20 protein-coding genes are annotated in these 23,592 nt (G+C 59.1%); 15 read left to right on the top strand and 5 right to left on the bottom strand.

The genetic code is table 11. The annotated features are described in order from the left end of the window. Positions 1-10 precede the first annotated feature (10 nt). The 13 genes from FYK55_RS04340 to FYK55_RS04400 all read left to right on the top strand — a co-directional run bounded on the left by FYK55_RS04340 (position 11) and on the right by FYK55_RS04400 (position 14,979). Positions 11-1,207: a glycosyltransferase family 4 protein gene (locus FYK55_RS04340; RefSeq protein WP_150075137.1), complete on the top strand. Its 1,197-nt coding sequence runs from the start codon at positions 11-13 to the stop codon at positions 1,205-1,207. A gap of 117 nt (positions 1,208-1,324) precedes the next feature. Continuing rightward, on the top strand, positions 1,325-2,248 hold the full coding sequence (locus FYK55_RS04345; RefSeq protein ID WP_150075138.1) for a glycosyltransferase family 2 protein: 924 nt from the start codon (positions 1,325-1,327) through the stop codon (positions 2,246-2,248). After that, a complete protein-coding gene (locus FYK55_RS04350) occupies positions 2,245-3,237 on the top strand; it encodes a glycosyltransferase family A protein (protein ID WP_150075139.1) in 993 nt (330 codons plus the stop codon). Before FYK55_RS04345 ends, FYK55_RS04350 begins: the two co-directional genes overlap by 4 nt. Before the next feature lie 6 nt (positions 3,238-3,243). Beyond that, positions 3,244-4,338, top strand: a complete 1,095-nt coding sequence (locus tag FYK55_RS04355) for a glycosyltransferase family 4 protein (RefSeq protein ID WP_150075140.1) — start codon at positions 3,244-3,246, stop codon at positions 4,336-4,338. Continuing rightward, the gene (locus tag FYK55_RS04360; RefSeq protein ID WP_201743616.1) at positions 4,335-5,354 is read left to right on the top strand and encodes a glycosyltransferase family 2 protein; all 1,020 of its coding nucleotides are present in this window, start codon (positions 4,335-4,337) and stop codon (positions 5,352-5,354) included. Before FYK55_RS04355 ends, FYK55_RS04360 begins: the two co-directional genes overlap by 4 nt. Continuing rightward, entirely contained in the window at positions 5,351-6,304 is a 954-nt protein-coding gene (locus tag FYK55_RS04365) for a sulfotransferase family protein (RefSeq protein ID WP_201743617.1), read from the top strand. Before FYK55_RS04360 ends, FYK55_RS04365 begins: the two co-directional genes overlap by 4 nt. Then, positions 6,301-7,242 carry a sulfotransferase family protein gene (locus FYK55_RS04370; protein WP_150075142.1) on the top strand — a complete coding sequence of 314 codons (942 nt, stop codon included), beginning with the start codon at positions 6,301-6,303 and terminating at the stop codon, positions 7,240-7,242. The genes FYK55_RS04365 and FYK55_RS04370 overlap by 4 nt, the downstream gene beginning before the upstream one ends. Positions 7,243-7,277: 35 nt before the next feature. Further along, positions 7,278-8,594: a glycosyltransferase family 4 protein gene (locus FYK55_RS04375; RefSeq protein ID WP_161604302.1), complete on the top strand. Its 1,317-nt coding sequence runs from the start codon at positions 7,278-7,280 to the stop codon at positions 8,592-8,594. A gap of 8 nt (positions 8,595-8,602) precedes the next feature. Then, positions 8,603-9,637 (top strand): glycosyltransferase, encoded by a 1,035-nt coding sequence (locus FYK55_RS04380; RefSeq protein WP_201743618.1) that lies wholly within the window; start codon positions 8,603-8,605, stop codon positions 9,635-9,637. Between the two features lie 49 nt (positions 9,638-9,686). Continuing rightward, the gene (locus FYK55_RS04385; protein WP_201743619.1) at positions 9,687-10,883 is read left to right on the top strand and encodes a glycosyltransferase family 4 protein; all 1,197 of its coding nucleotides are present in this window, start codon (positions 9,687-9,689) and stop codon (positions 10,881-10,883) included. Further along, positions 10,880-12,082, top strand: coding sequence for a glycosyltransferase family 2 protein (locus FYK55_RS04390; protein ID WP_150075146.1), 1,203 nt, complete (start codon positions 10,880-10,882; stop codon positions 12,080-12,082). The genes FYK55_RS04385 and FYK55_RS04390 overlap by 4 nt, the downstream gene beginning before the upstream one ends. A 56-nt stretch (positions 12,083-12,138) precedes the next feature. After that, a complete protein-coding gene (locus FYK55_RS04395) occupies positions 12,139-13,482 on the top strand; it encodes a glycosyltransferase family 4 protein (RefSeq protein WP_150075147.1) in 1,344 nt (447 codons plus the stop codon). Between the two features lie 87 nt (positions 13,483-13,569). Then, positions 13,570-14,979 carry a hypothetical protein gene (locus FYK55_RS04400; RefSeq protein WP_150075148.1) on the top strand — a complete coding sequence of 470 codons (1,410 nt, stop codon included), beginning with the start codon at positions 13,570-13,572 and terminating at the stop codon, positions 14,977-14,979. Between the two features lie 92 nt (positions 14,980-15,071). On the opposite strand, the gene FYK55_RS04405 is transcribed toward FYK55_RS04400, so the two are convergent. The 3 genes from FYK55_RS04405 to larE all read right to left on the bottom strand — a co-directional run bounded on the left by FYK55_RS04405 (position 15,072) and on the right by larE (position 17,002). Further along, positions 15,072-15,329 (bottom strand): hypothetical protein, encoded by a 258-nt coding sequence (locus FYK55_RS04405; RefSeq protein WP_150075149.1) that lies wholly within the window; start codon positions 15,327-15,329, stop codon positions 15,072-15,074. A 79-nt stretch (positions 15,330-15,408) separates the two neighbouring features. Then, positions 15,409-16,143 (bottom strand): nickel pincer cofactor biosynthesis protein LarB, encoded by a 735-nt coding sequence (gene larB / locus FYK55_RS04410; RefSeq protein ID WP_150075150.1) that lies wholly within the window; start codon positions 16,141-16,143, stop codon positions 15,409-15,411. Position 16,144: 1 nt separating this feature from the next. After that, positions 16,145-17,002: an ATP-dependent sacrificial sulfur transferase LarE gene (gene larE, locus FYK55_RS04415; protein WP_235908410.1), complete on the bottom strand. Its 858-nt coding sequence runs from the start codon at positions 17,000-17,002 to the stop codon at positions 16,145-16,147. Positions 17,003-17,146: 144 nt separating this feature from the next. Here larE and FYK55_RS28930 point away from each other — a divergent pair, with 144 nt between their 5' ends. Together FYK55_RS28930 and FYK55_RS04420 are read left to right on the top strand one after the other, a co-directional pair. Further along, positions 17,147-17,689, top strand: a complete 543-nt coding sequence (locus FYK55_RS28930; protein ID WP_161604303.1) for a hypothetical protein — start codon at positions 17,147-17,149, stop codon at positions 17,687-17,689. Between the two features lie 95 nt (positions 17,690-17,784). Further along, positions 17,785-19,578 (top strand): serine hydrolase, encoded by a 1,794-nt coding sequence (locus FYK55_RS04420; RefSeq protein ID WP_161604304.1) that lies wholly within the window; start codon positions 17,785-17,787, stop codon positions 19,576-19,578. 132 nt (positions 19,579-19,710) lie between these two features. On the opposite strand, the gene FYK55_RS04425 is transcribed toward FYK55_RS04420, so the two are convergent. Together FYK55_RS04425 and FYK55_RS04430 are read right to left on the bottom strand one after the other, a co-directional pair. Continuing rightward, positions 19,711-21,252 (bottom strand): hypothetical protein, encoded by a 1,542-nt coding sequence (locus FYK55_RS04425; protein WP_150075152.1) that lies wholly within the window; start codon positions 21,250-21,252, stop codon positions 19,711-19,713. A gap of 642 nt (positions 21,253-21,894) precedes the next feature. Then, complete coding sequence (locus FYK55_RS04430; protein ID WP_150075153.1) at positions 21,895-23,316, bottom strand: arylsulfatase; 1,422 nt, start codon at positions 23,314-23,316, stop codon at positions 21,895-21,897. Positions 23,317-23,592: the final 276 nt, after the last annotated feature.

Consider the following 23,592-nt stretch of genomic DNA (forward strand, 5'->3'; position numbering starts at 1 on the left):
CGCGTAGATCATGGCACGAATTGCATTTATCAGCGGGATGGGTGGCTTTGCTTGGGGCGGTTCGGAGGAACTGTGGAGCCAGGCGGCAACGATCTTGGCCGGTCGTGGTCACCAACTGATCGCCTACGTCAACCGCTCACAGCCGCGTCCCGTGCAGGTACAGGCGTTGGCCGACGCCGGGATCAAGATTCTGGAGGGACACCCGCGGCAGAAGCTTCGGCGCGATCGGGCCAAGGACTTTGTCCGCTACCGGATCGGTGGATCGATCTTTTCGGCTCAGGCGACTCCCGTGTTCAATCGACGTGCAAAAGAGGCGCTTTTGAAATTCTCTCCCGATCTGGTCGTCGTTTCGAACGGGGCAATCGGCTGTGGTCTGGATTGGATGGAGTTCTGCCGACAAGAATCGCTTCCCTATGTTGTGATTGCTCAGGCGAATTCGGAAACCTTGTGGCCCAAGGACGCCATCGCCGAGAGGCTGCGGGCGTGTTACCAATCAGCACAAGTGTCTTGTTTCGTTTCGCAACGAAACCGAGAACTGTTTGAGATGCAAGTTGGGCAGCGGCTGGACAACGCCGTCGTCGTGCGGAACCCATTGAACTTGGATAAGCCGAACGCGCCTCTGCCCTTTCCGCCACAACCTCCTTGGGTGCTTTCGTGTGTCGGACGTTTGGACCCTACCGCGAAAGGCCAAGACATCCTGCTTCAAACACTTGCCCTTCCCGGTTGGCGGGAGCGATCAGTGCGAGTGGACGTCTACGGTCAAGGGCCAATGGCTAGAACCCTGACGCAAGCGGTAACCATGCTTGGTCTGGAAAACCGGGTCCGGATGTGCGGACAAGTTCAAGACGTCAAAGAGATCTGGAAACAGTCCCATGCGTTGGTGTTGCCCTCGCGTTACGAAGGACTACCACTTGTCGTCGTGGAAGCGATGATTTGTGGTCGCATCCCGATTGTCACGGATGTCGCCGGAAACACTGAAGTCGTCACGGACGGCCGCACCGGTTTTGTCGCGGAAGCTCCCACCGTCCCACTCTTTTCGGCCGCCTTGGAACGGGCGTGGCAACAACGCGATCGATGGTGCGACATGGGAGCTGCCGCCAGAGATGAGATCTTGGCGAGTTTTCCGGAATGCTCCGCGACCGCGTTCGCCGAGCTCGTCGAAGACGCCATCCACCGCGATGCAGTTGCCTCAAATCCGGCCGGATAACGTTCCTGCTGAACCCCAGCCGATTGGTGCTCCCCAAACGCATCGCCTGGGTGCCGTCGAGCTCTCGTTTGATCCGTTTCCGGATGCTTTTTCCGTTTCCTTTGATGCGATAATGTTGTGATAGATCTTCCAGTCCCACGCGTTTCGGTGATCCTTCCGATCTACAATTGTGAACGGTACATCGAGGAAGCCATCGATAGTGTGCTTTCGCAATCATTTGACGACTTTGAATTGCTTGCGTTTGACGACGGCAGTTCCGACGGCACGCTAGACCTTCTTCGATCGCTGGAAAAGCGCGACGATAGAATTCGCGTCTTCACTCGCGAGAACCGTGGATTCGCCGCGACACTCAATGAGCTGATCGAGCATTCCCGGGGAGAGTACCTGGCGCGAATGGATGGCGACGACGTTTGCCTGCCCGATCGTTTCCAGTTGCAGGTGGACTACTTGGACCAGCACCCCGAGTGCGGATGCGTTGGCGGTTGGGTCGTCTTTACCGACAACTTCGGCCGGCCGCTGATCCAGTTTAAATTGCCGGCCGGTGACGCCGAGATCCAGCAACAATTGCTGGACGGGGAATACCCGTTGGCCCACCCGGCGTGCATGTTTCGCCGCAGCGTTTTCGACAAAGTCCACGCCTACGACGCAGATTTCCTTTGGGGTGAAGACGCGGACCTTTGGCTCCGCATGGGCGAGCATTTCTCGTTGGCCAATGTGCAAGAACCGGTGCTTCGCTACCGCAATCACCCGAAATCCGGTTCCCAGGAGAACCATGACATCCAGCAGGGTAACATGCTGCGGGCCCGCCAAAACGCGGCCAAACGGCGGGGCATCCAACTTTCGGCCGACGGAATGCGGGTCCGCCCCCAATCGACACGCACCAACAACCTGGCGAAATTCGGATGGTGGGCGTTGAACTCCGGTGACCGCAAGGTGGCGTGCGAATACGCCTTCCGGCGACTGATCGATTCCCCGGGTTCAGGCGACAGCTGGCGACTGCTTGCTTCGGTCTGCCGCTCGTTCGTGAAACCTGCGAAATGACTTCTCCCCCAACCACCCTCATCGGCTGCATTGAGTCCGGCGATCTGGAACAGCAGTGCGTGTTGCTGTTGCAGTCCCTCCGCAAATTCGGGGGATCCATGTCGTCGGTTCCAGTCCGGCTGTACCGATGTCGTGGTGGCCATCCGTTGAACCGAGGGATCGTCGACACGCTGTTGTCGCTGGGTGCGGAGGTTTTCGACCGGCCGAAAGCCAACCCCTATCCGTGGTGGCCGCACTACAACAAATCCGCCGCGATGCGGATGGCCGTCGAGGAGGTGGACACGGAGTACCTCACCTTTTTGGACAGCGACATTCTGATCTCCGGTGATTTCTCGGACGTCGTTCCCGAGGACGCCGACTTCGCGGCTTGCCCGGAGGCGGTGATCGTCGCTACCACCGGGCCGGACCACGAGAATGAACCTTACTGGATCGCCTGTTCCGAACGGATGGGCATCGGTCTGGATCGTCTGGGGTGGGTCGACAGCGTGCCCGAAGGCGTCCGCATCCGTCGCTACTGGAATTCGGGCGTGTTCAGCTTGCGGCGTGAATCGAGAATTGCTTTCGATTGGGACCAAGCATGCCGGCAGTTGCATGAATCTCAGATTGCTTCGCCTCGCTACCGTGCATTCTTTACCGATCAAGTCGCTCTGGCTTTTGCGGTCAGCCAAACAGACCGGACGAAAACGCTTCCGATTGAATTGAATTGCCAGGTCAACACGCTCAATCGTGATTTCACTGATCCGAGCGCTATCCCGAACGCGATCATCGTTCACTATCACAAGTCGATGCGACCGGAAGGGTTCCAACAGTTGCTCGAAGACCTGAGCGGCAATTCGCAGCCTCTGGCGTCCATGGTGCAACAACATGGCCCCCTCCGTTCGGCGCCCCGCACCCTGCATCACCGGATCCGCGATCGATGGGTTCGAAAAACCCGTTCAATCCGGAAGAACCGCTTTTTTGAAAGATTGGCGTCGGCAAAGACGGTCTGAGCTGCGATGCGTGTGAATTTTCTCTCCCCGCCGCCCAATCTGTTCGGCGGTGAACGTGTGATCGCAATCTACACGCGCGAACTGGTTCGATTGGGACATCAAGTCGAAATCGTCTGCTGCCGTCCCGAGCAACGTTCACTACGCGGCAAGGTCAGTTCTCTGGTTCGCACCGGACATTGGCCGAAACCCAAGTCGATCGGTCCCTCACACTACGAAAACTACGGCGTTCCCTATCACGTCATCGACCACGACGGTCCAATCGTCGACCAGGACCTTTCAGACGCGGACGCCGTGGTGGCGACCTTTTGGAAAACCGCCGAGTGGGCCGCAAAGCTGTCTCCCAGCAAGGGACAAAAATACTATTGCGTCCAACATGATGAAGGGACGATTCATGGACCGCAGGCGGATCAAACCTACGATTTGGCTCTGCAACACATCTACGTTTCCCAATGGATTGCCAACCGAGTTCGTCAGCGTCACCCCGGTGCCAATGGCATCGTGATTCCCAACGCGATCGATGTGGATGACTTTGATCCTGGACCTCGTTCTCGTCCGCCCAAGCCGCGTGTCGGCGTGATGTATTCCGCGGACTTTGAGAAGAAGGGAACCGACGTGGCGCTTGCCGCCGTCGGCGAAGCCAGAAAACGCCTTCCGGATTTGGAGCTGGTCGCCTATGGAACCCAACCACCGTCAAGCGATGATCAACCCATCATCGATCAATACCTGATCCGTCCCGATGCAGAGCAGCTGGCACAGATGTACGCATCTTGCTCCGCATGGCTGTTTCCAAGTCGGTTTGAAGGCTTCGGACTTCCGATCCTGGAGGCCATGGCAAGTCGCACTCCCGTGATCGGGACGCCGACCGGTGCCGCACCTGAACTGATCGCTGGCGGTGGAGGAATCCTGGTCCCGATGAAGAATGTCGGGGCAATGTCCGATGCGATTTGCCGGGTTCATGCATTCGAGGGCGCCCAGTGGCGGCAGATGTCGGAAGCTGCCTTCGAAACGGCTCGATCCCACCGCTGGAGCGACGCTGCGCAGCGGTTCGAGGACTTTTTGCAAACGCATCATCCAGCCTCAACCACCAGCTTGACGGCATGACCAGCCTCTCTGAACCGGCGACGCACGCAGATTCGATCAGCACCAGCCCAACCCGGCTGCGGATGCTGGTTGTGATGATCAATTACCGCACCGCAGAATTGACGATCGACTCGCTGCGCAGCATCGCCGATGACCCCGATCGCCCGGGCATCCGCGTCGTCGTGGTTGACAATGCGTCCGGTGATGACTCCGCCGACCGGATCGAACAGGCGATCGAACGGGAAGACTGGCAGTCGTGGTGCCAGCTGGTCCGATCTGAGACCAACGGCGGGTTCTCGGCTGGTAACAACTTCGGAATACAGCGGGCTGACGCGGAGGCATACCTGCTTCTCAACAGCGACACCTTGGTCCGCCCCGGTGCTTTTCGGACCTTGCTTGAAACGATGGAGCAATCGCCCGAGGCTGGGCTGGTCAGCCCCAGGTTGGAATGGCCCGACGGCACACCGCAAGTGAGTTGCTTTCGATTCTTTCGGCCGTCAACCGAACTGATTCGTTCCGCGGTGACCGGACCGGTAACGCGTTTGTTCTCGGGCTCGGATGTCCCCTGGCCGACCGATGAGAACGGTGGACACCAGCCATGCAATCCCGACTGGACCAGCTTCGCGTGTGTCCTGATTCGTCGTTCAGTGATCGAAGACGTCGGACTGATGGATGACGGATACTTCATGTACTACGACGACGTTGACTATTGTCGCTTGGCAAAAGACAAAGGGTGGACGGTCGCTCATTGTCCCGGCGCGCACGTCGTCCACCTCCGCGGCGGGTCATCCTCGGTGAAAAGCTTGAAACAAAAGCGTCAACGGCGACCCCGCTACTACTTCGCCGCCCGCACCCGGTACTATGCCAAACACTTTGGACGGTTGGGTCTGTTGCGTGCGAATCTGTATTGGACGCTGGGTTTTTTGATTGCGAACTCGCGCCGCGTGCTGGGAGGACGTCGCTCGCCGCACTGTGTCGCAGAATGGCGGGACATATGGACCAATTTCTTGCATCCGATGACGGGGCGACATCGATGAATCACCATCCCGATTTCATCATCATCGGCGGCATGAAGTGCATGACCAGCACGCTGCATTCGCAGTTGGAATCGCGATCGGGATTCTGCATGTCGGAGCCGAAGGAGCCTTGCTATTTCAGCGATGATCCTGTCTTTCAACTCGGCCCCGAATGGTACTCCCAGTGTTGGAGTTCGCCAAATCCGGGAGACCTGCTGGGCGAGTCGTCGACGCACTACACAAAACTTCCCACCTACCCCCAGACCATCGAACGGATCCGACAGACTTGCCCCGATGTCAAATTGATTTACGTCATGCGGCATCCCATCGACCGACTTGTCTCGCAGTACGTGCACGAGTGGACCGTGGGGCAAGTGACCGACCCGATCGATCGCGCGATCGAAACGTTTCCCGAGCTGATTCAGTACAGTCGATACGAATATCAAATCGCTCCGTTCATCGAAGCCTTCGGTCCGACTCAGGTGTTACCGATCTTTTTTGACCGGCTACGCCGGCATCCCGAATCTGAACTGCAACGGATCTTTGCATTCTTGCGAGCCCCCGGGGTGCCGATTTGGCGCCGCGATCTGCCATCGCAAAACATCGGTCACGAACGGATGCGCACCAGTCCGTGGAGAGATCGTATCGTGTATGCGCCGGGAATTAGCTGGGTTCGCAAGTCATTGATTCCCCGTCCGGTTCGCGAACGCGTCAAGGCGCTGTGGCGGCTGCGCGATCGCCCGAAACTGAGCGAAGATTCGGTTGCCAAGCTGACCGAGATTTTCAATCATGACTTGGATCTGCTTTCGCAGCGGCTGGGCATTGACCCTGCGCTGACTTGCCGGAACTTTGAACGTACCGCCGAGTTGGATCTTCCGCTCGGGTTCTGTGATGGTGACGGATTGACGGAGCCCGCAAGCGGGACTGCGGTATCCGATCGCATCTCTGACTCCACCTGGGATTCCAAATGACACCGTTCTTTGTTCTCGGCTCGGTGCGTTCAGGAACAACGCTGCTGCGTTTGATGTTGGATCATCATCCCCGCCTGCGCTGCTTCGGTGAATTCGAGTACGCGATCGATCTGCTGGACGATCCAAACACCTGGCCATCGGGTGAACGCTTCGCCGAATGGCTTTCGACGGAAAGGCGGTTCGTTGCAAGCGGGCTTTCGGTCGATCCTTCATCCGACTATCCCACCATCGCCCGCGGAATGTTCGATGCGATGATCAGTCAGAGTGACGATCAACCGCTGGTTGCCGGCGGAGCCTCGGTCCATCGACATTTTCAACGTTTGAGTCGGCTCTGGCCCGATGCCAAATTCGTTTACTTGTATCGGGACGGTCGCGATGTCGCTCGATCTTGCATGCAGATGGGATGGGCAGGCAACGTTTGGTCCGGTGCCAGCTTCTGGGAACAAGCCGAACAAGACTGGGAACGATTCCGCAGCGTCCTCCGGGACGATCAATGGATTGAAGTCCGCAACGAGTCCCTGGTCATTGATACGCCGGGTGAACTTGCCCGGATTTGTGAGTTCCTGGGGACTCAATACGATCCGGACATGCTGAGCTACGCGGACGAGACCACTTATTCTCTGCCAGACCCCGGTTTGGTCCACCAATGGCGCAAGAAGCTGACGCGTCAGGAACTGCAGCTGCTGGAGGCCCGGATCGGAGCCAAATTACGCGCCCGTGGCTATGAATCGAGTGAGGTGCCCCCGTTGACGACCGGGGCGCTGACGCGAACGCGGTTGCGAATTCAGAATGCAGCCGGCAAACACCGATTTCGGATCAAACGCTACGGTGTGCGATTGTGGGCAAAAGAACTGGTTGCCCGAAAACTGCATCTGACTGCGGTGGCAAAGTCCGCAAAGCGCGAAACGCAAGCAATCACAGTCAAGTACCTGAAGTAGTGCTCCGGACTTTGTTGGAACCTTCCGCCGAAACGATGCGCGCCCCCCATGAACCGGAATTGGTTCAGGATCGAGCCGTGCAACCTGATTTGGGAAAGCTGCCGCCTCTGCAGGACGCACCGAAGCGCGTCGGCGTCTTGCTGACGGAGTTTCCTAACCAGACATCCGTGGCAATGTGGCGTGTGGCGGTTGCGATGCGCCAGCTGGGCCGCACCGTGTCTGTGGTCTCGACCCGGCGCAATGACCAGCCGGGAAAATTCGACCGAACCTTCGGCCAGGATATCTCCGACGCCTTCTATGCCTGGCCACCACAGATTGGTTCCGCGCTCTCTTGTTGCCTTTCGCAACCCGGAAAAGTGGTCCAATGCCTTCGCTACATAGCATCGCTGCGCGACGAGCCGATCCGCGGCCGGCTAAAGCTGGTCTTGATGATTCTGGGAAGCGCTTCCTTGTCACGTTTCTGTCGACAGCGCGACATCCAACACCTGGTGGTCCACTCGATGGCCAATGCCGCCCACCTGGTGACGATGGCAAAGTTGCTCGGCGGACCGCGTTTTAGCCTGCGATTGGGAGGCGATCTGGAGGTGTACGGCGGAGACCATCCTCAGAAAACGCAACACGCGGATTTGATCATCGCAGCGGCGGAAAACAATCGCCAGCAAGTGATTCAAGAGCTGAAGATTTCGCCCGATCGGGTCATGCAATCCTCGCTGGGTGTCGATACCCAGCGATTCACCCCACCCGCGGATCGCGCCGCGCTGCAGACGCCGGTCCGGTTGCTGACCGTCGCTCGGCTGAACAAAACCAAAGGCCACGCCTTCGCAATCGAAGCCATCGCGCTGCTCCGTGATCGCGGGATCGAGTGCAGCTACACCCTGTACGGTGAGGGGCCCTACCGCTCTGCGATCGAAGATCAAATACGCTCGTTGGATCTCCAGCAACAAGTCAAACTGGCAGGTGTCGCAGACGAAGCGACCGTGATCGAATCGCTTCGGCAGGCGGATCTCTTCTTGTTGCCCAGTGTCGGACTGGGCGAAGCGACTCCTGTTTCGGTGCTTGAAGCAATGTCGTGTGGGCTTCCCGCCATCGTCTCCAGAATTGGTGGCACGCCCGACATCATCGATTCATGGCACGACGGTGTGATCGTGCCCCAAGCCGATTCGACCGCCATTGCCGAGTCAATCGAACGACTGGTGAGCGATCCGGCTTTGCATACACAGATGGCGGATGCAGCGCGACAACGGGCCGTGAACTCGTTTGATAGCCGGCAAGTCGCGGCGAAGCTACTGCATCGAATCGCTTCCGTTTCAGACGCCGATCGCCCTTCCCAAGATTCATCGCCAGTTCAATGAACGTTGGCGTGATCGCAATCGCCCGCAACGAGGGCCAGCGGCTGAAGGATTCTCTCCATTCGGTCGTTGGGGCGGTGCCCAAAGAAAGCATCGTTTACGTCGATTCCGGATCGTCCGACGGCAGCGTCGAATTCGCGCGCTCACTTGGCGTTCACGTCGTTGAATTGGATCGGACGGTACCGTTTACTGCCGCACGGGCGCGAAACGCCGGCTTCGAACGGCTTTTATCGGCGTGCCCCGGGGTTGAATATGTGCAGTTCCTGGATGGTGATTGCGTTCTGCGTCCCGACTGGATCGACCGCGCCGTCACGGCGATGGACGCGGATGACCGATTGGCGGTGGTTTGCGGTCGGCGTCGCGAATTGCATCCGGGTGAATCGATCTACAATTCTTTGATCGATCGCGAATGGGACACCCCCGTCGGGCCGGCCGATGCCTGCGGCGGCGACGCCTTGTTTCGCCGTTCGGCGGTGGAGGCGGCGGGCGGTTATGACGCAACCATCATCGCGGGTGAAGAACCCGAACTTTGCTTTCGCCTTAGACAAGCCGGCTGGAAGGTCCAGCGGCTGGATGCCGAAATGACGCTCCATGACGCGGCGTTGACTCGATTCGGTCAGTGGTGGAAGCGTTCCAAGCGATTCGGACATGCCGCGGCCGAAGCGTTGCAGCGGTATGGAAGCCGGGCGGAATCTCTTCCCGGACGGCAGGTCCGCGGGATTGTGGTCTGGGGAGGCGTCCTGCCGGCCCTGTTATTGATCTTCATCGCTCTCGCTTGCTTGGGAGTGGTCTCGCCGTTGGTTCCCGTTGCCATCGTGGCGGTCTATCTGTTGCAGTGGGCGCGGCTGACCCGGCAATTCTCTGCGGAGGACAACATCGGGTTTGCGCTGCGAAGGGCCGCGTTGATGCTGGCATGCAAACCCGCTGAATTCCGTGGGTTGATCCAATACTGGTCCAACCGCATCCTTCGTCGCCGGCACACCTTGATTGAATACAAGCGGATCACCGATCCCGTCCGCCCCCGGGGGGCTGCTGATGTCGAGTGACGGTAATAACCGGTCTGGATCGATTGCGTACCTGACGAACCAGTATCCCATGACGTCCCACAGTTTCATTCGACGCGAGATCGCCGCGTTGGAAGAACGGGGAACCAGAATCGTGCGATACTCCGTCCGCTCCACAACGGGTTCCTTGCTGGACCCCCGAGACCGAGCGGAAAGCGAGCGCACGGATTCGATCTTGGATCATCCGGGCGGAATGCTTGGCTCTGCCCTGACGACGCTGCTCGGCAAACCGCTTCGGACGTTTCGGGCATTGGCTCTCGCGATCCGTTTGGGAAAACGGTCCCGCACGGGAGTGCTGAAACATCTGATCTACCTGGCCGAAGCCTGTTGGTTCGCCAACCATGCCCGCCGGCAGGGTGTCGATCATGTCCACGTCCACTTCGGCACCAACTCGGCAACCGTCGCACTGCTTTCAAAAGTGCTGGGCGGTCCCCGGTACAGCATGACCTGTCACGGCCCGGAAGAGTTTGACTACCCGCTCGAGATCGCGCTGCGGGAGAAGATTCATGAGGCCCGCTTTGTTGTCGGCGTCTCCAGCTTCGGTCGAAGCCAGCTGTACCGCTGGTGCGATCACGAGGAATGGCCCAAGATCGGCGTGGTCCACTGCGGGCTGGACGACCACTATTTGAACGATGACACGCGTCGCCCCTACCACGATCGGCGTTTCGTTTGCCTGGGACGATTGTGTGAACAGAAGGGCCAGATCCTGCTTGTCCAGGCTGTCGGAGCGCTTCGTCGCCGCGGCGTGGCTGTCGAGCTGGTGTTGGTGGGCGACGGCGAAATGCGTCCGCAAATCGAAAAACTGATCCGTGACGAAGGGCTTCACGATTCCGTTCAGATCACCGGGTGGCAGAATGGGGATCAGGTCAGCGAGTGGCTGCAAGATTGTCGCGCGATGGTCCTGCCCAGCTTTGCGGAGGGGCTACCAGTTGCGATCATGGAGGCGTTGGCATTGCGACGGCCCGTCATCTCGACCTACATCGCGGGGATCCCTGAGCTGGTCGATGCTTCCTGTGGTTGGCTCGTTCCGGCTGGGTCAATCGAGGCCCTCGGCGATGCCCTCCACGATTGTCTCAGTCGGCGCGAGGACGAATTGGAACGCATGGGGAACGTTGGTGCGGAGCGTGTTCGTCGGCGACATGACGTCCGAAAGGAAGCGAGAACACTGTCGTCCCTGCTTGGTCTGAGTGCGGAATCCGACCGACCTGCTCTCGAGCCGGCCAAATGACCACGGTCGTGATCATGATGGTTTGGTTGGTCGCCTTAGCCGTCTCGCTTCCTTTGCTGGTCGTGACGGTCCAATGTGTGTTGGCGATGCTTCCGGGACGGTCGTTGCCGAGGGGCGAACGCGATTCAATCGGTGTCCTGATTCCGGCACACAACGAAGCCGGTGCCATCCAGAGAACCGTTCAAAACATTCGCGAACAAATGCTGGCCGATGATCGCCTGCTGGTGATCGCCGACAACTGCTCCGACAATACCGCGCCACTCGCTGGCGAAGCGGGAGCGGAGGTGATCGAGAGAAACGACCCGGACCGGCGGGGCAAGGGATTTGCATTGGATGCAGGAATTCGAGCTCTCGCCGGCTCACCGCCTGGTACGGTGATCATTGTCGACGCGGACTGCCAAGTTGGAAGCGATGCATTGGATCGTCTCGCGCGCAGCGTGACCGCGACCGGCCGTCCGGTACAGGCTCGTTATTTGATGCGGATGCCCGCCGACAGCAGCCCAGAATCCGCGGTGTCGGTATTCGCATTTCTGGTGAAGAATTGGGTGCGTGCCCGAGCGATGCAGCGACTGAACCTGCCGATCCTGTTGACCGGGACGGGAATGGCTTTCCCCTGGACGGTCATTGAGAAAGCTCCGTTGGCCTCGGGGGAGATCGTTGAGGACTTGGCACTCGGACTGTTGCTGACTCGACGCGGATCCGCTCCAAGCTTTTGCGAGGAGGCTCACGTCTGGAGCGAGTTGCCGGTTGGAGCCGCCGCGGCCATTGAACAGCGGACGCGGTGGGAACATGGCTACCTTGCATGCATGATCCGCGAGATCCCTCGCCTGCTCCGCGATGCCGTCGTCCGTCTCAAGCCCCATTTGGCGTTGGTCGCCATTGATTTGATGGTGCCGCCGCTGTCACTGCTCGCAATCGTTTCGCTTCTCGGCTGGGCAATCACGGGTGCGTTGTTCATCTGGGCCGGAACGTCTGCCCCGTTTTGGATTCTCACCACGATTGGATTTGCGGCGGTCCTCAGCATCTTGATGGCCTATTTCCGATTCGGAAAGCACATCGTTTCCGTGGAAAGTCTTCGACGAACCCCCGGCTACGTGCTTGGGAAACTGGGAATTTACCGACGGCTATTTGGTCGCCGTCAGACGCACTGGGTCCGAACACAACGGGAAGCGGAGCGACACGGCGAAGGTGAACTTTGAACGGTCAAAATCCGCCCCCGACCGCACACGCCCCCAGGGCATTTGAATCGAAATCGATGACACGCGTTTTATTGATTGCCGAAGCGTGCAACCCGCAAATGGTCAGCGTCCCGTTGGTCGGCTGGTCGCATGTCGACGCGGTGCGAAAGCTGCCGGATATTGATGCGTTGATCGTGACGCAGGTCCGTAATCGGGAAGCACTCCTGCAAGCAGGACTTCGCGAGGACACCGATTTCGTCGCCATCGACTCGGAAAGAATTGCCAAACCGGCGTGGAAAGCCGCCTCGCTCTTACGCGGAGGTTCAAACAAGGGTTGGACGACGGTGACGGCGATCGCAACACTCACCTATCCGTACTTTGAGAATCTGATTTGGAAGCGTTTTGGGTCGCAGATTCAGGACGGATCGTTTGATCTGGTGCATCGCGTCACTCCGCTTTCGCCGACGGCACCCAGCCGATTGGCCCATCGTTGCAGACGCGCGAAGGTGCCATTCGTGCTGGGCCCGCTGAATGGCGGCGTTCCGTGGCCAAAACAATTTGATGCGGCGCGGCGCCGGGAACGAGAATGGTTGTCCTACGTCCGCAGCGGTTACAAGTTGCTTCCCGGCTACCGACAAACACGTCGCGACGCGGCCGCTTTGATGATTGGATCGCAAGACACCTGGCAACAGGTCCCGCAGGAGTATCGCGAAAAATGCGTTTACATTCCGGAAAACGGCATCGATCCGGATCGATTTAGCGGTCGCAGGAACCGTCAAGCGGAGCAACCGTTGCGTTTGGTGTTCCTGGGCCGGTTGGTACCTTACAAGGGCGCCGACATGGTGATCGAAGCTGCTGCCGATTTGATTCGCAGCGAACAGGCCGTCTTGACCATCGTCGGCGACGGGCCAGAACGCGAGACCCTGGAACGACAGGCAGAGATGCTAGGAATCGGAAATGGGGTCCGATTTGTCGGCCGCGTGCCCCACGAAGCCGTCCAACAGCATTTGATCGAATCGGATCTGTTCGTGTTCCCAAGCATTCGAGAGTTTGGGGGCGCCGTCGCGTTGGAAGCCATGGCCGTGGGCTTGGTTCCGCTGGTCGTTCGGTACGGCGGTTTGGCGGAACTTGTCACGGACCAAACGGGTTTCACCGTCGAGATCGGATCCCGACAGGAGATCATCCAGCAACTCCGACCGGTGCTGGAGCGGGTCGCGGCGGATCCTTCCTTGATCGAAACACGTTCACAAGCTGCTCACCAACGTGCGATGGAATGGTTTTCCTGGGAGGCGAAAGCGCGCCAGGTCCGGGAAGTCTATCGCTGGGTGCTGGGACAGCGGTCGGAAAAACCCGACTGGGGCATGCCGTTTCCGGATGTGGAAAACGTCTCGTCGCCGAAAGCGGTCCGACAGCAAGCATGATCGTCTGTTGCGGTCCGTTACTATCATCCGACGATTCCGGCACAGCGCGGACATCGGTTGGCGTAGGGGGATAGCGTGTCGGCCCTGATGATCGACGAAATCTCCTTGGTAACGGCGGCCTGGATCGCCTGGATCCTGCTGGGCATCGTCTGGTTTTTCACGATGCGTGCCAGCTTGGCGGTCCCCGTTTGTGTCTGCGGAGCGATGGTGTTTCTGCCAAACCTTTCGACCGGGTTGGTGGTCGCCCCGCAATTCTTGGACTTCGAACTGACCAAACCCCATGCCGGATCCCTGGCAGTTCTTCTGGGGTCGGGATGTCGTGCGTTGTGGAACCTGCTGGATTCGGACCACACACCCGAACCGCGTCGAACGGTTGTAAAGTCTTCCTGGCTGTTCGACCTGCCCATGGTTGCCTGGGTGTTAATGCCCATGGTCACCGCGTGGCACAACGGTTCCCCGTTCGGTTCCACCGGAGTTGCTTTCTCAATCGACCACGCGTTGCACTGGGGGGTTCCGTACGCGAGTGCTCGACTGACATTTCGCGACTTCCGATCTCAAATCGATCTGCTGATGGTGATCGCCGGACTGGGCGTTCTGCTGGTCCCGATGTGCTTGTACGAGATGATTGTCGGACCGGAGCGGTACCTGCAAGTGCTGCTGTTCGGTGCCGACGTCCCATCGGAGGGACACGCCTGGCGACTGGGTGGTTGGCGTCCTCACGTCATGTTCGGCAACGGGATCCGCTTGGGGCGATGGATGTGCGTCGCGACGTTGGCTTGTTTGACGCTCTGCCTGACGTTGAATCGTTACCGGCTAAGATTCCTGGGCGAGTCATTTGATCTGGGCACCAGGAGTGGCTGGATCGCCTTGGTACTACTTGCGCCAACCACGCTGCTGTGTCGGTCATTCAGCTGGATCTATTTGGGCTTTGCGGGGGCACCCATCCTGCTGGCCACTCGACGACTTCCTCGGTTGGTCGGCGTTCTGCTTCTGTGCGCAATACCGATAGCGAGCTACGGCGTGATGGCAATCCGATTGATGGATGCCGTTGACGTGCAACCGATCCTGTCCACGGTCGAACGAGCCAATCAGCGGATCGCCAAATCATGGGCGTTTCGATTGCAGAGCGAACGGGTCTACATCGATATGACACTGGACTCGCCCTACCGTTGGTTCGGTTCAAACACGCTGCCGAACCGCAACAAGTATCCGTACTACAGCGACCAGCGTTACATGATGGCCCTGCGGAACTTCGGCCTGGTCGGACTTGGGACCTGGTCACTCACCCTGATTGCACCGTTTGTGGGCGGCGTGATTGCTTTGCTTCGCATCCCGCCCGGTGAAGGAGCGCACCAGTGCGTGCTTTCCTACTTCTTGCTGATCGTTGCGCTCGTCTTCTGGGATTGCTTACTGAATGCGTTCGTCAATCCCGTCTTCTACCTGTCCGCGGGACTGCTGGTGTCTGCCTACGCCAGCAGCTTTGTCCGGGCCCGCTAGAAATCCGCGGCTAACGCCACGCACCTCACGCAAAGTCTCGCTGTCCAGCGGGTACATCGTGCGTCGGCGCGGCGAGTAACGCCCCGCTGTTTCTAGCGCTGGTTCTCTTCTCCAGCCCGCTTCGTTCGTTGCAAAATGATCGCCAAGCCGACCACGCCGATCAGTGCGGCGGTCGCCAGGACGATCGGCAACAGCGCTAGGTCACCTTCCAAGCCCGCAGCGTGTTGATGCGGCAGAACACTCGAATGCGCGGAAGCCGTGGCGGGACAGAGGCAGGCCATGACGACGGAAAGTCCTGTCGCGGTGCGGCTGATTCGATTGGACGGCGATGAAGTGGCGGATGGCTTCATGGTGCGATGATCTAAGCGATGTTGAGGTGATGTTGGATGGGACGCCCAGGTGCACTATACAGCATCCCCGTCACCTTGATCAGTCCGCTTGAACCTCTCGGGAAGGTTGATTCGCAACGCCTTTCACGGCCGGCTCCGAAACCGACGGGCCCGGTGGTCCGTCCAATTCTGATGGACGTCCTGCGATCTGGCGAAGGATTCGTTGAGCCGCCATCGCGGCGCCGCAGCCATTGTCGATATTCATCACCATGATGCCGGAAGCGCAACTGGCCAACATTCCATGCAGTGCCGCGTGGCCTCCGGCGGCAACGCCATAGCCCACACTGGTTGGGACCGCAATGATTGGTTGCGGCATCAACCCACCCAGGACGGACGCCAAGGCACCTTCAAATCCCGCGCAACAGATCAAGACGTTGCAAGCGGTCAGGGCATCCCGATGGGCCATCAGACGGTGTATCCCCGCCACGCCGCAATCCCCAAATTCTCGAGTCTGGCAACCCAGGAACCGTAGCGTTACAAGCGACTCCTTTGCGACCGACGCGTCCGAACTACCCGCGTACACGACGCCGATCAAACCGGCGATCGGCGACTTGGGACGCTGCATGCGCAGCAGGGTGCGGGCAACCGGATCGTACTCACCTTCGATTCCCCGCACCTGCTCGGCTTGGCAACGGGTGATCAACAGATTGACGCCCCGGGATTCGTACTGACGCGATATTTCCTGGAGCTGCGTCGCAGACTTACTCTCGCCATACACGATTTCCGGCACGCCGATCCGAGCGTCACGGCCAAAATCCAAGTCGATATCGTGCATCTCAGTTCGACGCCTTGCCGATCTCGCGGTTGAGCTTGCCGGAAACGAAGCCTTCCGGATCCAGCATCGCTGCGGTGAATCCGAGACCCAGCAGCTTCCGGTGAATTTCGGACCAGCACGCGACCAAGTCGCCCATTCGGGTGCTGGGGACTTCGACACTTGCCGCCGTTCCCTGATGTCGAACGCGACAAATCGGGAATCCCGCCGCGGCCAAGACATCTTCCGCAGCTTCAATACGCGCGAGCTTTTCCGGCGTGACCGGTTGGCCGTACGGAATTCGAGAACTCAAACAGGGACTGGCCGGTTTGTCCCACACCTCTAGCCCGTGCTCTCGGGCAAGTTCACGAATCAATCTTTTGCCGATCCCGCATTCCAGCAATGGGTGTCGGACCGCCGCTTGCTCGGCGGCCAACAATCCGGGACGGTAATCGCCTCGATCGTCCAAGTTGGCTCCGCTGCAAATCCAAACGTCGCGCGGGATCTCCACCAATTTCGAGATCAAGGTTTGGTAGAGCGTCTTCTTGCAGTGGAAGCATCGGTCCGGCGAATTCCGGACGTAAGACGGGTCTTGAATCTCCTGAGTTTCCAGAATTTGCAAGGGGATACCGTGCTCTGCACAGAATCGCTCCGCAATCTGCAAGTCACTCCTCTTCAGGCTAGGCGAATCGGCAACCCAAGCGGTGCAGCGCCCCGGTCCCAACACCCGCCGCGACCAAAACGCCACCAACGCCGAGTCGACGCCGCCAGAGAATGCGACGGCCGCCTCCGGACAGCGGTCAAACCACCGGTCCAAACGTGCGCAGGCTTCGCGTCGATCTTGCGAAGGGATCGTGAGTGACAGGACAACCGGGTTCGACACGGCAGCAACGTTTGGAAGGGAACACGCCGACAATCCGGCGGCAAGCGGGGCGAGGCACGCCCACAGAGAGCATCTCACACACCCAAAAAATGTCAACCAATCCGGCGTCTTATCAAGTCAGTCGTTATTCGTCGAATTTCCCGGGTGGCACCGCTGCCATCGATCCAATTGGTGGATGGCACCATCTGTAGACTGGTGGGTGGCACCATTCGACTGCACCATTCGTCTCTCGCGATTTCCTCTGCCCAACGGATGACCAAGCTCAATCCCTATTCGCCTCCGCGGCAGGTTGAATCGGCCGCGCCGCCGGTCCCGGAAACCTCGGTGGTTCCACCCTATCGGGGACTGGCACTCTGCTTCCTGGCGGCTTCCGTCGTCTTCTCGCTCACCTACACCTGGGTCGATGAAGTCACCGCCAAGACATCCAATGGAGCCTGGCCGATGCTGTTCATCACCTGCTTCTTCGCGGTGCTGGCCGGCTTTTCCACCCGTGATCGCATCATCGCGCCACTGACCTGTTTCGCCGGCGTCATGTCGGGGGACGTTTTGGCCGGCTTGATCCGCGGATGGGCCTACGCGCAATTGCACCTTTGCGTCCCCTTAGCGACCGCGTTTTCCGTCCCGGCGCTGGCATCGGCGATCATCGCTCACATGATGGAGCGAAAGCGTCACCAAGCGTCCAAGTGACGGTGAGCGATACGCTAAACTGTCCGCATCAACACTTGCTGCCCGGCCCCTCATCCCGCCGTCCGATCGGAAATCCGCCCCACCCCGAAACCCTTATGAATAACTTTCTCCGACCACTTTCACATCGACGTGCTCGATGGCTGCTGGTGTTGTTCCTGATCGTCTCATGGCAGGGCAGAGTTCTGCCCGCCGCACCTGCCGTTCGCAATGTGGAGGGTTGGACCGTACGCATTGACCCGGAACTGTTGGCCGACATGCCAATGGCAGAGCGTTGCCTGAAAGCACTTGCCAATCATCTGCAACGCGTCACCTACATCCTGCCGGACTCGAAAGTCGAGCAACTTCGAGACTTCCCTATCTGGATTGACCGGCACAACGAACGCTTGGGCGCGATGCAGTACCACCCGAGCGAAGATTGGTTGCGAAACAACGGTCACGATCCGGCGTTGGCAAAACACATTCACATCCCGCGCGCCGCTGACTTGCTGGATCGTCGGACTTGGGAAAAACATCCTTATTGCATCCTTCACGAGCTGGCGCACGCCTACCACGACCAGGTACTGGGATTTGATGACCCAGAAATCATGCAGCTGTTTGATCAGGCAAAGGCGCGTGGAGGATACGAGGATGTCTTGCTGTTCGATGGCCGCAATGTTCCACACTACGCCCTGACCAACCACAAGGAATACTTTGCGGAGTCGACGGAAGCTTTTTTGGGGGTCAATGATTTTTATCCATTCGTCCGAGCCGAACTGCAGAAGCATGATCCCAGGATGCACGCGCATCTGGTCAAGCTTTGGAGCGATCCCGCACTACCGACGGAATCCGCCGAAACACGCGAGCAATCCGTCGATCAGTTGCTGCGCGATGCGATTACGGACGGGCAGATGGCTGGCGCGGTGGTGATGATGTCCCGGAAAGACAAGGTCATTTTCTCCACCGCCGTCGGGGACGCCCAGACCGTTCCGGTCCGCCGGCCGATGCGTCCCGACACGGTGTTCGACCTTGCCAGCCTGACCAAACCGGTCGCGACCGCGACATCCATCATGTGCTTGGTCGATCGTGGCCTGGTGGACTTGGACGCGCCGGTCGCCAACTACCTGCCAGAATTTGCGACGAATGGAAAAGAGTCCATCACCGTGAAAGACCTGTTGCTGCATCGCGGCGGTTTGATTGCCGACAATTCGCTTTCCGACTACGTCCCCGACGCGCAACAAGCCTGGGAAAACCTTTGCAAAACAAAACCCTTGGCGGATCCCGGTCAACGCTTCATTTACTCCGATGTCGGATTCATCGTGCTGGGAAAACTGGTTGAAAAGGTCAGCGGTCAACCGTTGCAACAGTTCGCCGATGAACAGATTTTTGAACCTTTGGGAATGCAGGAAACGGGATACCTGCCGGAGGAGTCGTTACGGGACCGGGCTGCAACGACCGAAGAAGTTGACGGACGCTGGTTGACCGGCAAGGTTCACGATCCCCGCTCCGCCAGAATGGGCGGCGTGGCGGGTCACGCGGGACTTTTTTCCACCGCGGAAGACTTGCTTCGCTACGGACAAGCGATGTGTCATCAAGGTCAGTGGGAAGGAACACGGGTCTTTTCCGTGCAGACGTATCGGACAATGGTCGCGCCGCGCGACGTCCCGAGGGGCCAACGCGCGTTGGGCTGGGATGTCGAATCCCCCTACTCCTCGAACCGACCGCAACAATTTTCCCAAACCGCCTTTGGACATGGCGGCTTCACGGGGACCGTCCTGTGGATTGACCCACAGCAGGACTTGGTGTTCGTGTTCCTGAGCAACCGGCTGCATCCGGACGGAAAAGGCAGCGTGAACCGTCTGGCCGCCAAAGTCGCCGACGCGATCCTTCAAAACGATTCCGCCGACAAGTAGCAAGACTCAGTTCGGCGTGCAATCTTCGTCGGCAGGGCGCAGGTTGACCGCTCCCCGGCGCGTCTGCTCCCCATCTGGCGCCCTCCACCTGGCCCCACCCCAGCTGGCCCTACCCCAGCTAGCACTGTTCGGTCACTCGATCGTGACCGATTCTACGCCCTCTTCGAAGTAATAGTCCTGATTCGGCTTGCTCTTCGATTCATGTCGCCCGCAACCGACGGCGCGATTGTTCCGGAGGGTGATCTCATGCGGAAAGACGCCTTCCCAAAACAGGTCCGACGCATGTTGACTGACCACGGCGTGGCTGTAGCAGTTTTCAAAATCGTTGTCTTCGATCAGCGCATCCGATGCGTTCATTTTCACACCGCTCCCGCGCGTCCCGATGAAGCGGTTGTCGCGGATCACTGAACCGCTGGAGGTACGATCACGGTTGACGACCAGCGTTCCCGGCTGGATGGCCTGGACCGATTCGGTGAAGAGCAACTCGTGCCGTTTTCCTGACAATTCCGTCGTGGGCATGGAAAGCGTCCAAGCGCGATCTCCGATCGGTTCGAAGGTGTCGGTCGAGAACACCACGTCATCGCCGACGTCTCCCCACTTGCTGATCGATCCCGGTCGATCGACCGGTCCAACAATCATTCGATTACCTGATACCTCCTCCACCATCCAGAAGCGAGAATTCAGATTAACTTTATCATCACCGCTGAACTCGATCGTGCAGTTTGAAATCGTGATGCCGCCGCCACTGTGATTGACATGGATTCCGTCACTGGCCACGGCCATCACCGCATCGTCGTGCGGAAGCATTGCGACGCGGTCGATGGTCAAACCTTCGTCGACTTCTCCGACGATGCCCATCCCCGGAATGTTGACCAAGACCAATTCCGAAAGCGTGATGTTGCGACAACGCTTTTCGGCATCCAGCTTGATTGCGTGCCCCTGATTGTTCTCGTGCTGCAGAATCACCCGCTGTCCGTCCGGCCAGTCAGGAAAGGGGCCTCCACGATAAACAAATGCGTGCTTTCCTCGATCGTATCGCCATTGCACGTCTTTACCGCGATTGACAAAGATCTCGCGGTACAGCTCGCCAGCTGCGGGGACCGTTCCCACCGTCACCAATTTCTCCACCGGAACGTCGTGGTCGGTGATCACAAAACAACGTCGCCGCTTGTCGAACTCCGCCCGCGAGGCCAGACGGCCGGCACCAACAATTGTTCCGTTTCGAATCGTCAAGGATTCACAATCGTCGATCAAGATTCCCAGCGATACCTGATCAAACTCGATGGTCGATCCGTTCAGATCCACCTCACAGTTCCGCAGGCCTTCCATTTTGATATGTCGAGCACCTGTTCGGCGAGGACGGACAGGAATCAGGGCATTTTCGGGAAATCGTACCGTCGCGCCGCTCTGACCTGACGCCTCCTCAAGTGCGTCCTTTACGACGTCGTGATAGTTGTCCGTGTCGGTCAGTGGCACGTCGATGACCGGTCCATCGGATGCGGCCGCGAAGCCATTCTGTTCATCCAACAGGTTTTTCATCTCGCGAAACTCATCGCTGACGGGAACCCCGTCGGCGGAGGATGGTGGCTGCACCGCTTGGCCGACCGTCGTCACACACCAAATCGCAACCAAACACACCAGGCGACCGTTTGCCCCAATCAGACTGGACCCCATCAATTCACCACTGGATAAAGAGAACCATGGAGCCCAACGATGGCGATGCGTCGGCCGCCGATCCCAGATTTCATCTCCCAGGAACACATCGAGCCACGCATTGTCATTCGCTTCCTCGCAACGCAACCGACCGAAGGTTGGCGCGGGCCCCGAACAGCGTCATTCCTACGAGGCGAAGGATTGGGCATCAAGTGAACGTTTGCAGTCTGAACAAAACTGCGGCGTGCCCACGGCAACGCAATCTTGCCAGTGACGCAGCGAACCAGACTCTCGGGCGCGACCGCTGAAGTGAGATCGACGTGACGGACAGCGCCAATTCCCGTGAGCCACGTGGAGCTCGCCGCGGGTTCCCTCGCCTCAACCGGCGGCGAGCGTCTTGCCGCTTATGGCACTGCAAATCTCAGTAAAGAGTAGCTACGCTCGCCAGAGCGTGGCTTTCCGCCGGGAAGCGCCACTTTGCGTGAGCCGCGTGGCGCTAGCCGCGGGTTCTGACGCCTCAACCGGCGGCTTGCGCCTTGTCGCTTATGGCACTGCAAATCACGGCGTTGTCGATTGAAAATGGTGCTGTCCGGCTAACGCCACCACCCAAATGATCGTCCCACCGTCAAACCGGCCCACGTCGCGGCACGTGATCGGACATTGCTAGGGGCGAGAGCTTGGTTCGAGCGGCAGGTCCTCTCGATGCAGGACGCCAACCATCCGCTGCACGATTTTCGGATGCTTTGCGGCGACGTCGTTGGTTTCCCCCACGTCTTGGCTGAGGTCGTACAGTCGAAAATCAGGCTGTCCGTTTCGATCCTTTCGATAGCGCACCAGCTTCCATTTTCCCATCCGGACGCCAAGCGAAGTGTCTCCCTCCTGACTTGCCCAATACAGGTATTCATGTTCTTTCTGGGCGTCGGTGTTTCCCAATAATGTCGGCAGGTAAGAAAGTCCGTCCAGACCGGTCGGCGGATCGATTCCGGCGACGTCGCAGGCGGTTGGAAAAAAATCCCAGAACGCGCTCGCATGATCCGAGACAGATGCGGCAGCGATCTTGTTCGGCCAGCGGGCGATCATCGGCACTCGAATCCCCCCCTCATGCATCGATCGCTTGTATCCGGTCAGCGGACCGTTGGAATCAAAGAATTCGTGGTCATGTTTCCCTTCGCGATGCGGACCATTATCGGAGGTGAAGAGGACCAGGGTCCGGTTATCGATCTTCAGCTCCCCCAACAGCGCAAACAAGCGGCCGACATCGGCATCCATGCGAGTGATCATCGCGGCAAAACCCTTCTCGGGGTTCGGCCAATCCCGGTCCGCATAAATTCCATAGTCCGGGACCTCCATGCCGTCATTGAGTACCCGACCGCCCTCGTTGTTGGCGTGGGGAATGGTCCAGTGGATGTGCAGCAAAAATGGCCGCTCGTGGTGACGTCGAATAAAACCGAACGCCGCCTCGGTCAGCTTGTCGTGTGAGTAGGTCACACGCTCCTTCGAAACGCGTCCCCTGGCGTTCGGGGCCTCCATCAACACGTTACCGTCCAGAAAGTCCTGCCGCCGATTCTCCCACAAGTACGGTGGGTAATAGTTGTGCGCATTGCTTTGGTTCATGTAGCCGTACCAGAAATCGAATCCGTTGCGGTTCGGATGGCCTTCGTTGTCGATTTCCGACGGCGCGTCAACGTTGCCCAAAGCCCACTTGCCGACACCGCCCGTCGCGTATCCAGCTTCCTGCAACCGCTTGGCCACGGTCAGTTCCGTTCCGGTGAACGATCGCGGTCGGTTGCCCATCAGCCCGGTATGGCCAACGTGCAACCCCGTCCAGAGAACCAAACGGGACGGACGGCAGACGGTATGTCCGGCGTAGTGATCGGTAAAACGCATCCCTTCGCTTGCCATGCGATCCAAATGGGGCGTTTGAATCGTCTCCTGGCCGTAGCACCCCAGGTCTCCGTAACCCAGGTCGTCCACCATGATGTAAATGATGTTGGTTTGGTCCGCGGCGTCGGCCACAAGCATGCCGGTTGGGGCAAGGATGAACAGTGCGGCCAGCGCGAAGGTCGATAGCGAGGGGAGTTTCATCGGTGCGGGGGACGGTGGGAGAAGCGGGATGGAAAGCACGCGATTCTAACGCTTCCGATAAGCGTGGGGGTGCGGTCGGGGAGCGACGACCAACGGCGACGGTGTTGCTCGGCCGCCGCCGCATTTGGCTCGCTTGCCCTGAATCCAGGCCTGAGCCGGCCACCACCTGTACTCGTCTGCTGCCCCTTCGGCATGCTGCCCCTGCGGCATGCTGCCGGATGGCTCCGCCAATTCCCGACCTGGTCCTGCGGATTCTGCACGACGTCCCAGGCGACG

This window comes from Roseiconus nitratireducens (assembly GCF_008629675.1).
GTDB classification, from domain to species: domain Bacteria; phylum Planctomycetota; class Planctomycetia; order Pirellulales; family Pirellulaceae; genus Stieleria; species Stieleria nitratireducens.

What these genes read in the sequence shown, in the direction of transcription:
- FYK55_RS04430 (WP_150075153.1), bottom strand. Translation starts at nt 23,316, where the DNA reads ATGAAACTCCCCTCGCTATCGACCTTCGCGCTGGCCGCACTGTTCATC.
- FYK55_RS04375 (WP_161604302.1), top strand. Translation starts at nt 7,278, where the DNA reads ATGCGCGCCCCCCATGAACCGGAATTGGTTCAGGATCGAGCCGTGCAA.
- larB (WP_150075150.1), bottom strand. Translation starts at nt 16,143, where the DNA reads ATGCACGATATCGACTTGGATTTTGGCCGTGACGCTCGGATCGGCGTG.
- FYK55_RS04355 (WP_150075140.1), top strand. Translation starts at nt 3,244, where the DNA reads ATGCGTGTGAATTTTCTCTCCCCGCCGCCCAATCTGTTCGGCGGTGAA.
- FYK55_RS04405 (WP_150075149.1), bottom strand. Translation starts at nt 15,329, where the DNA reads ATGAAGCCATCCGCCACTTCATCGCCGTCCAATCGAATCAGCCGCACC.
- FYK55_RS04390 (WP_150075146.1), top strand. Translation starts at nt 10,880, where the DNA reads ATGACCACGGTCGTGATCATGATGGTTTGGTTGGTCGCCTTAGCCGTC.
- FYK55_RS04425 (WP_150075152.1), bottom strand. Translation starts at nt 21,252, where the DNA reads ATGGGGTCCAGTCTGATTGGGGCAAACGGTCGCCTGGTGTGTTTGGTT.
- FYK55_RS04350 (WP_150075139.1), top strand. Translation starts at nt 2,245, where the DNA reads ATGACTTCTCCCCCAACCACCCTCATCGGCTGCATTGAGTCCGGCGAT.
- FYK55_RS04420 (WP_161604304.1), top strand. Translation starts at nt 17,785, where the DNA reads ATGAATAACTTTCTCCGACCACTTTCACATCGACGTGCTCGATGGCTG.
- FYK55_RS04385 (WP_201743619.1), top strand. Translation starts at nt 9,687, where the DNA reads ATGACGTCCCACAGTTTCATTCGACGCGAGATCGCCGCGTTGGAAGAA.
- FYK55_RS04370 (WP_150075142.1), top strand. Translation starts at nt 6,301, where the DNA reads ATGACACCGTTCTTTGTTCTCGGCTCGGTGCGTTCAGGAACAACGCTG.
- FYK55_RS04400 (WP_150075148.1), top strand. Translation starts at nt 13,570, where the DNA reads ATGATCGACGAAATCTCCTTGGTAACGGCGGCCTGGATCGCCTGGATC.
- FYK55_RS04360 (WP_201743616.1), top strand. Translation starts at nt 4,335, where the DNA reads ATGACCAGCCTCTCTGAACCGGCGACGCACGCAGATTCGATCAGCACC.
- FYK55_RS04340 (WP_150075137.1), top strand. Translation starts at nt 11, where the DNA reads ATGGCACGAATTGCATTTATCAGCGGGATGGGTGGCTTTGCTTGGGGC.
- FYK55_RS04395 (WP_150075147.1), top strand. Translation starts at nt 12,139, where the DNA reads ATGACACGCGTTTTATTGATTGCCGAAGCGTGCAACCCGCAAATGGTC.
- FYK55_RS04365 (WP_201743617.1), top strand. Translation starts at nt 5,351, where the DNA reads ATGAATCACCATCCCGATTTCATCATCATCGGCGGCATGAAGTGCATG.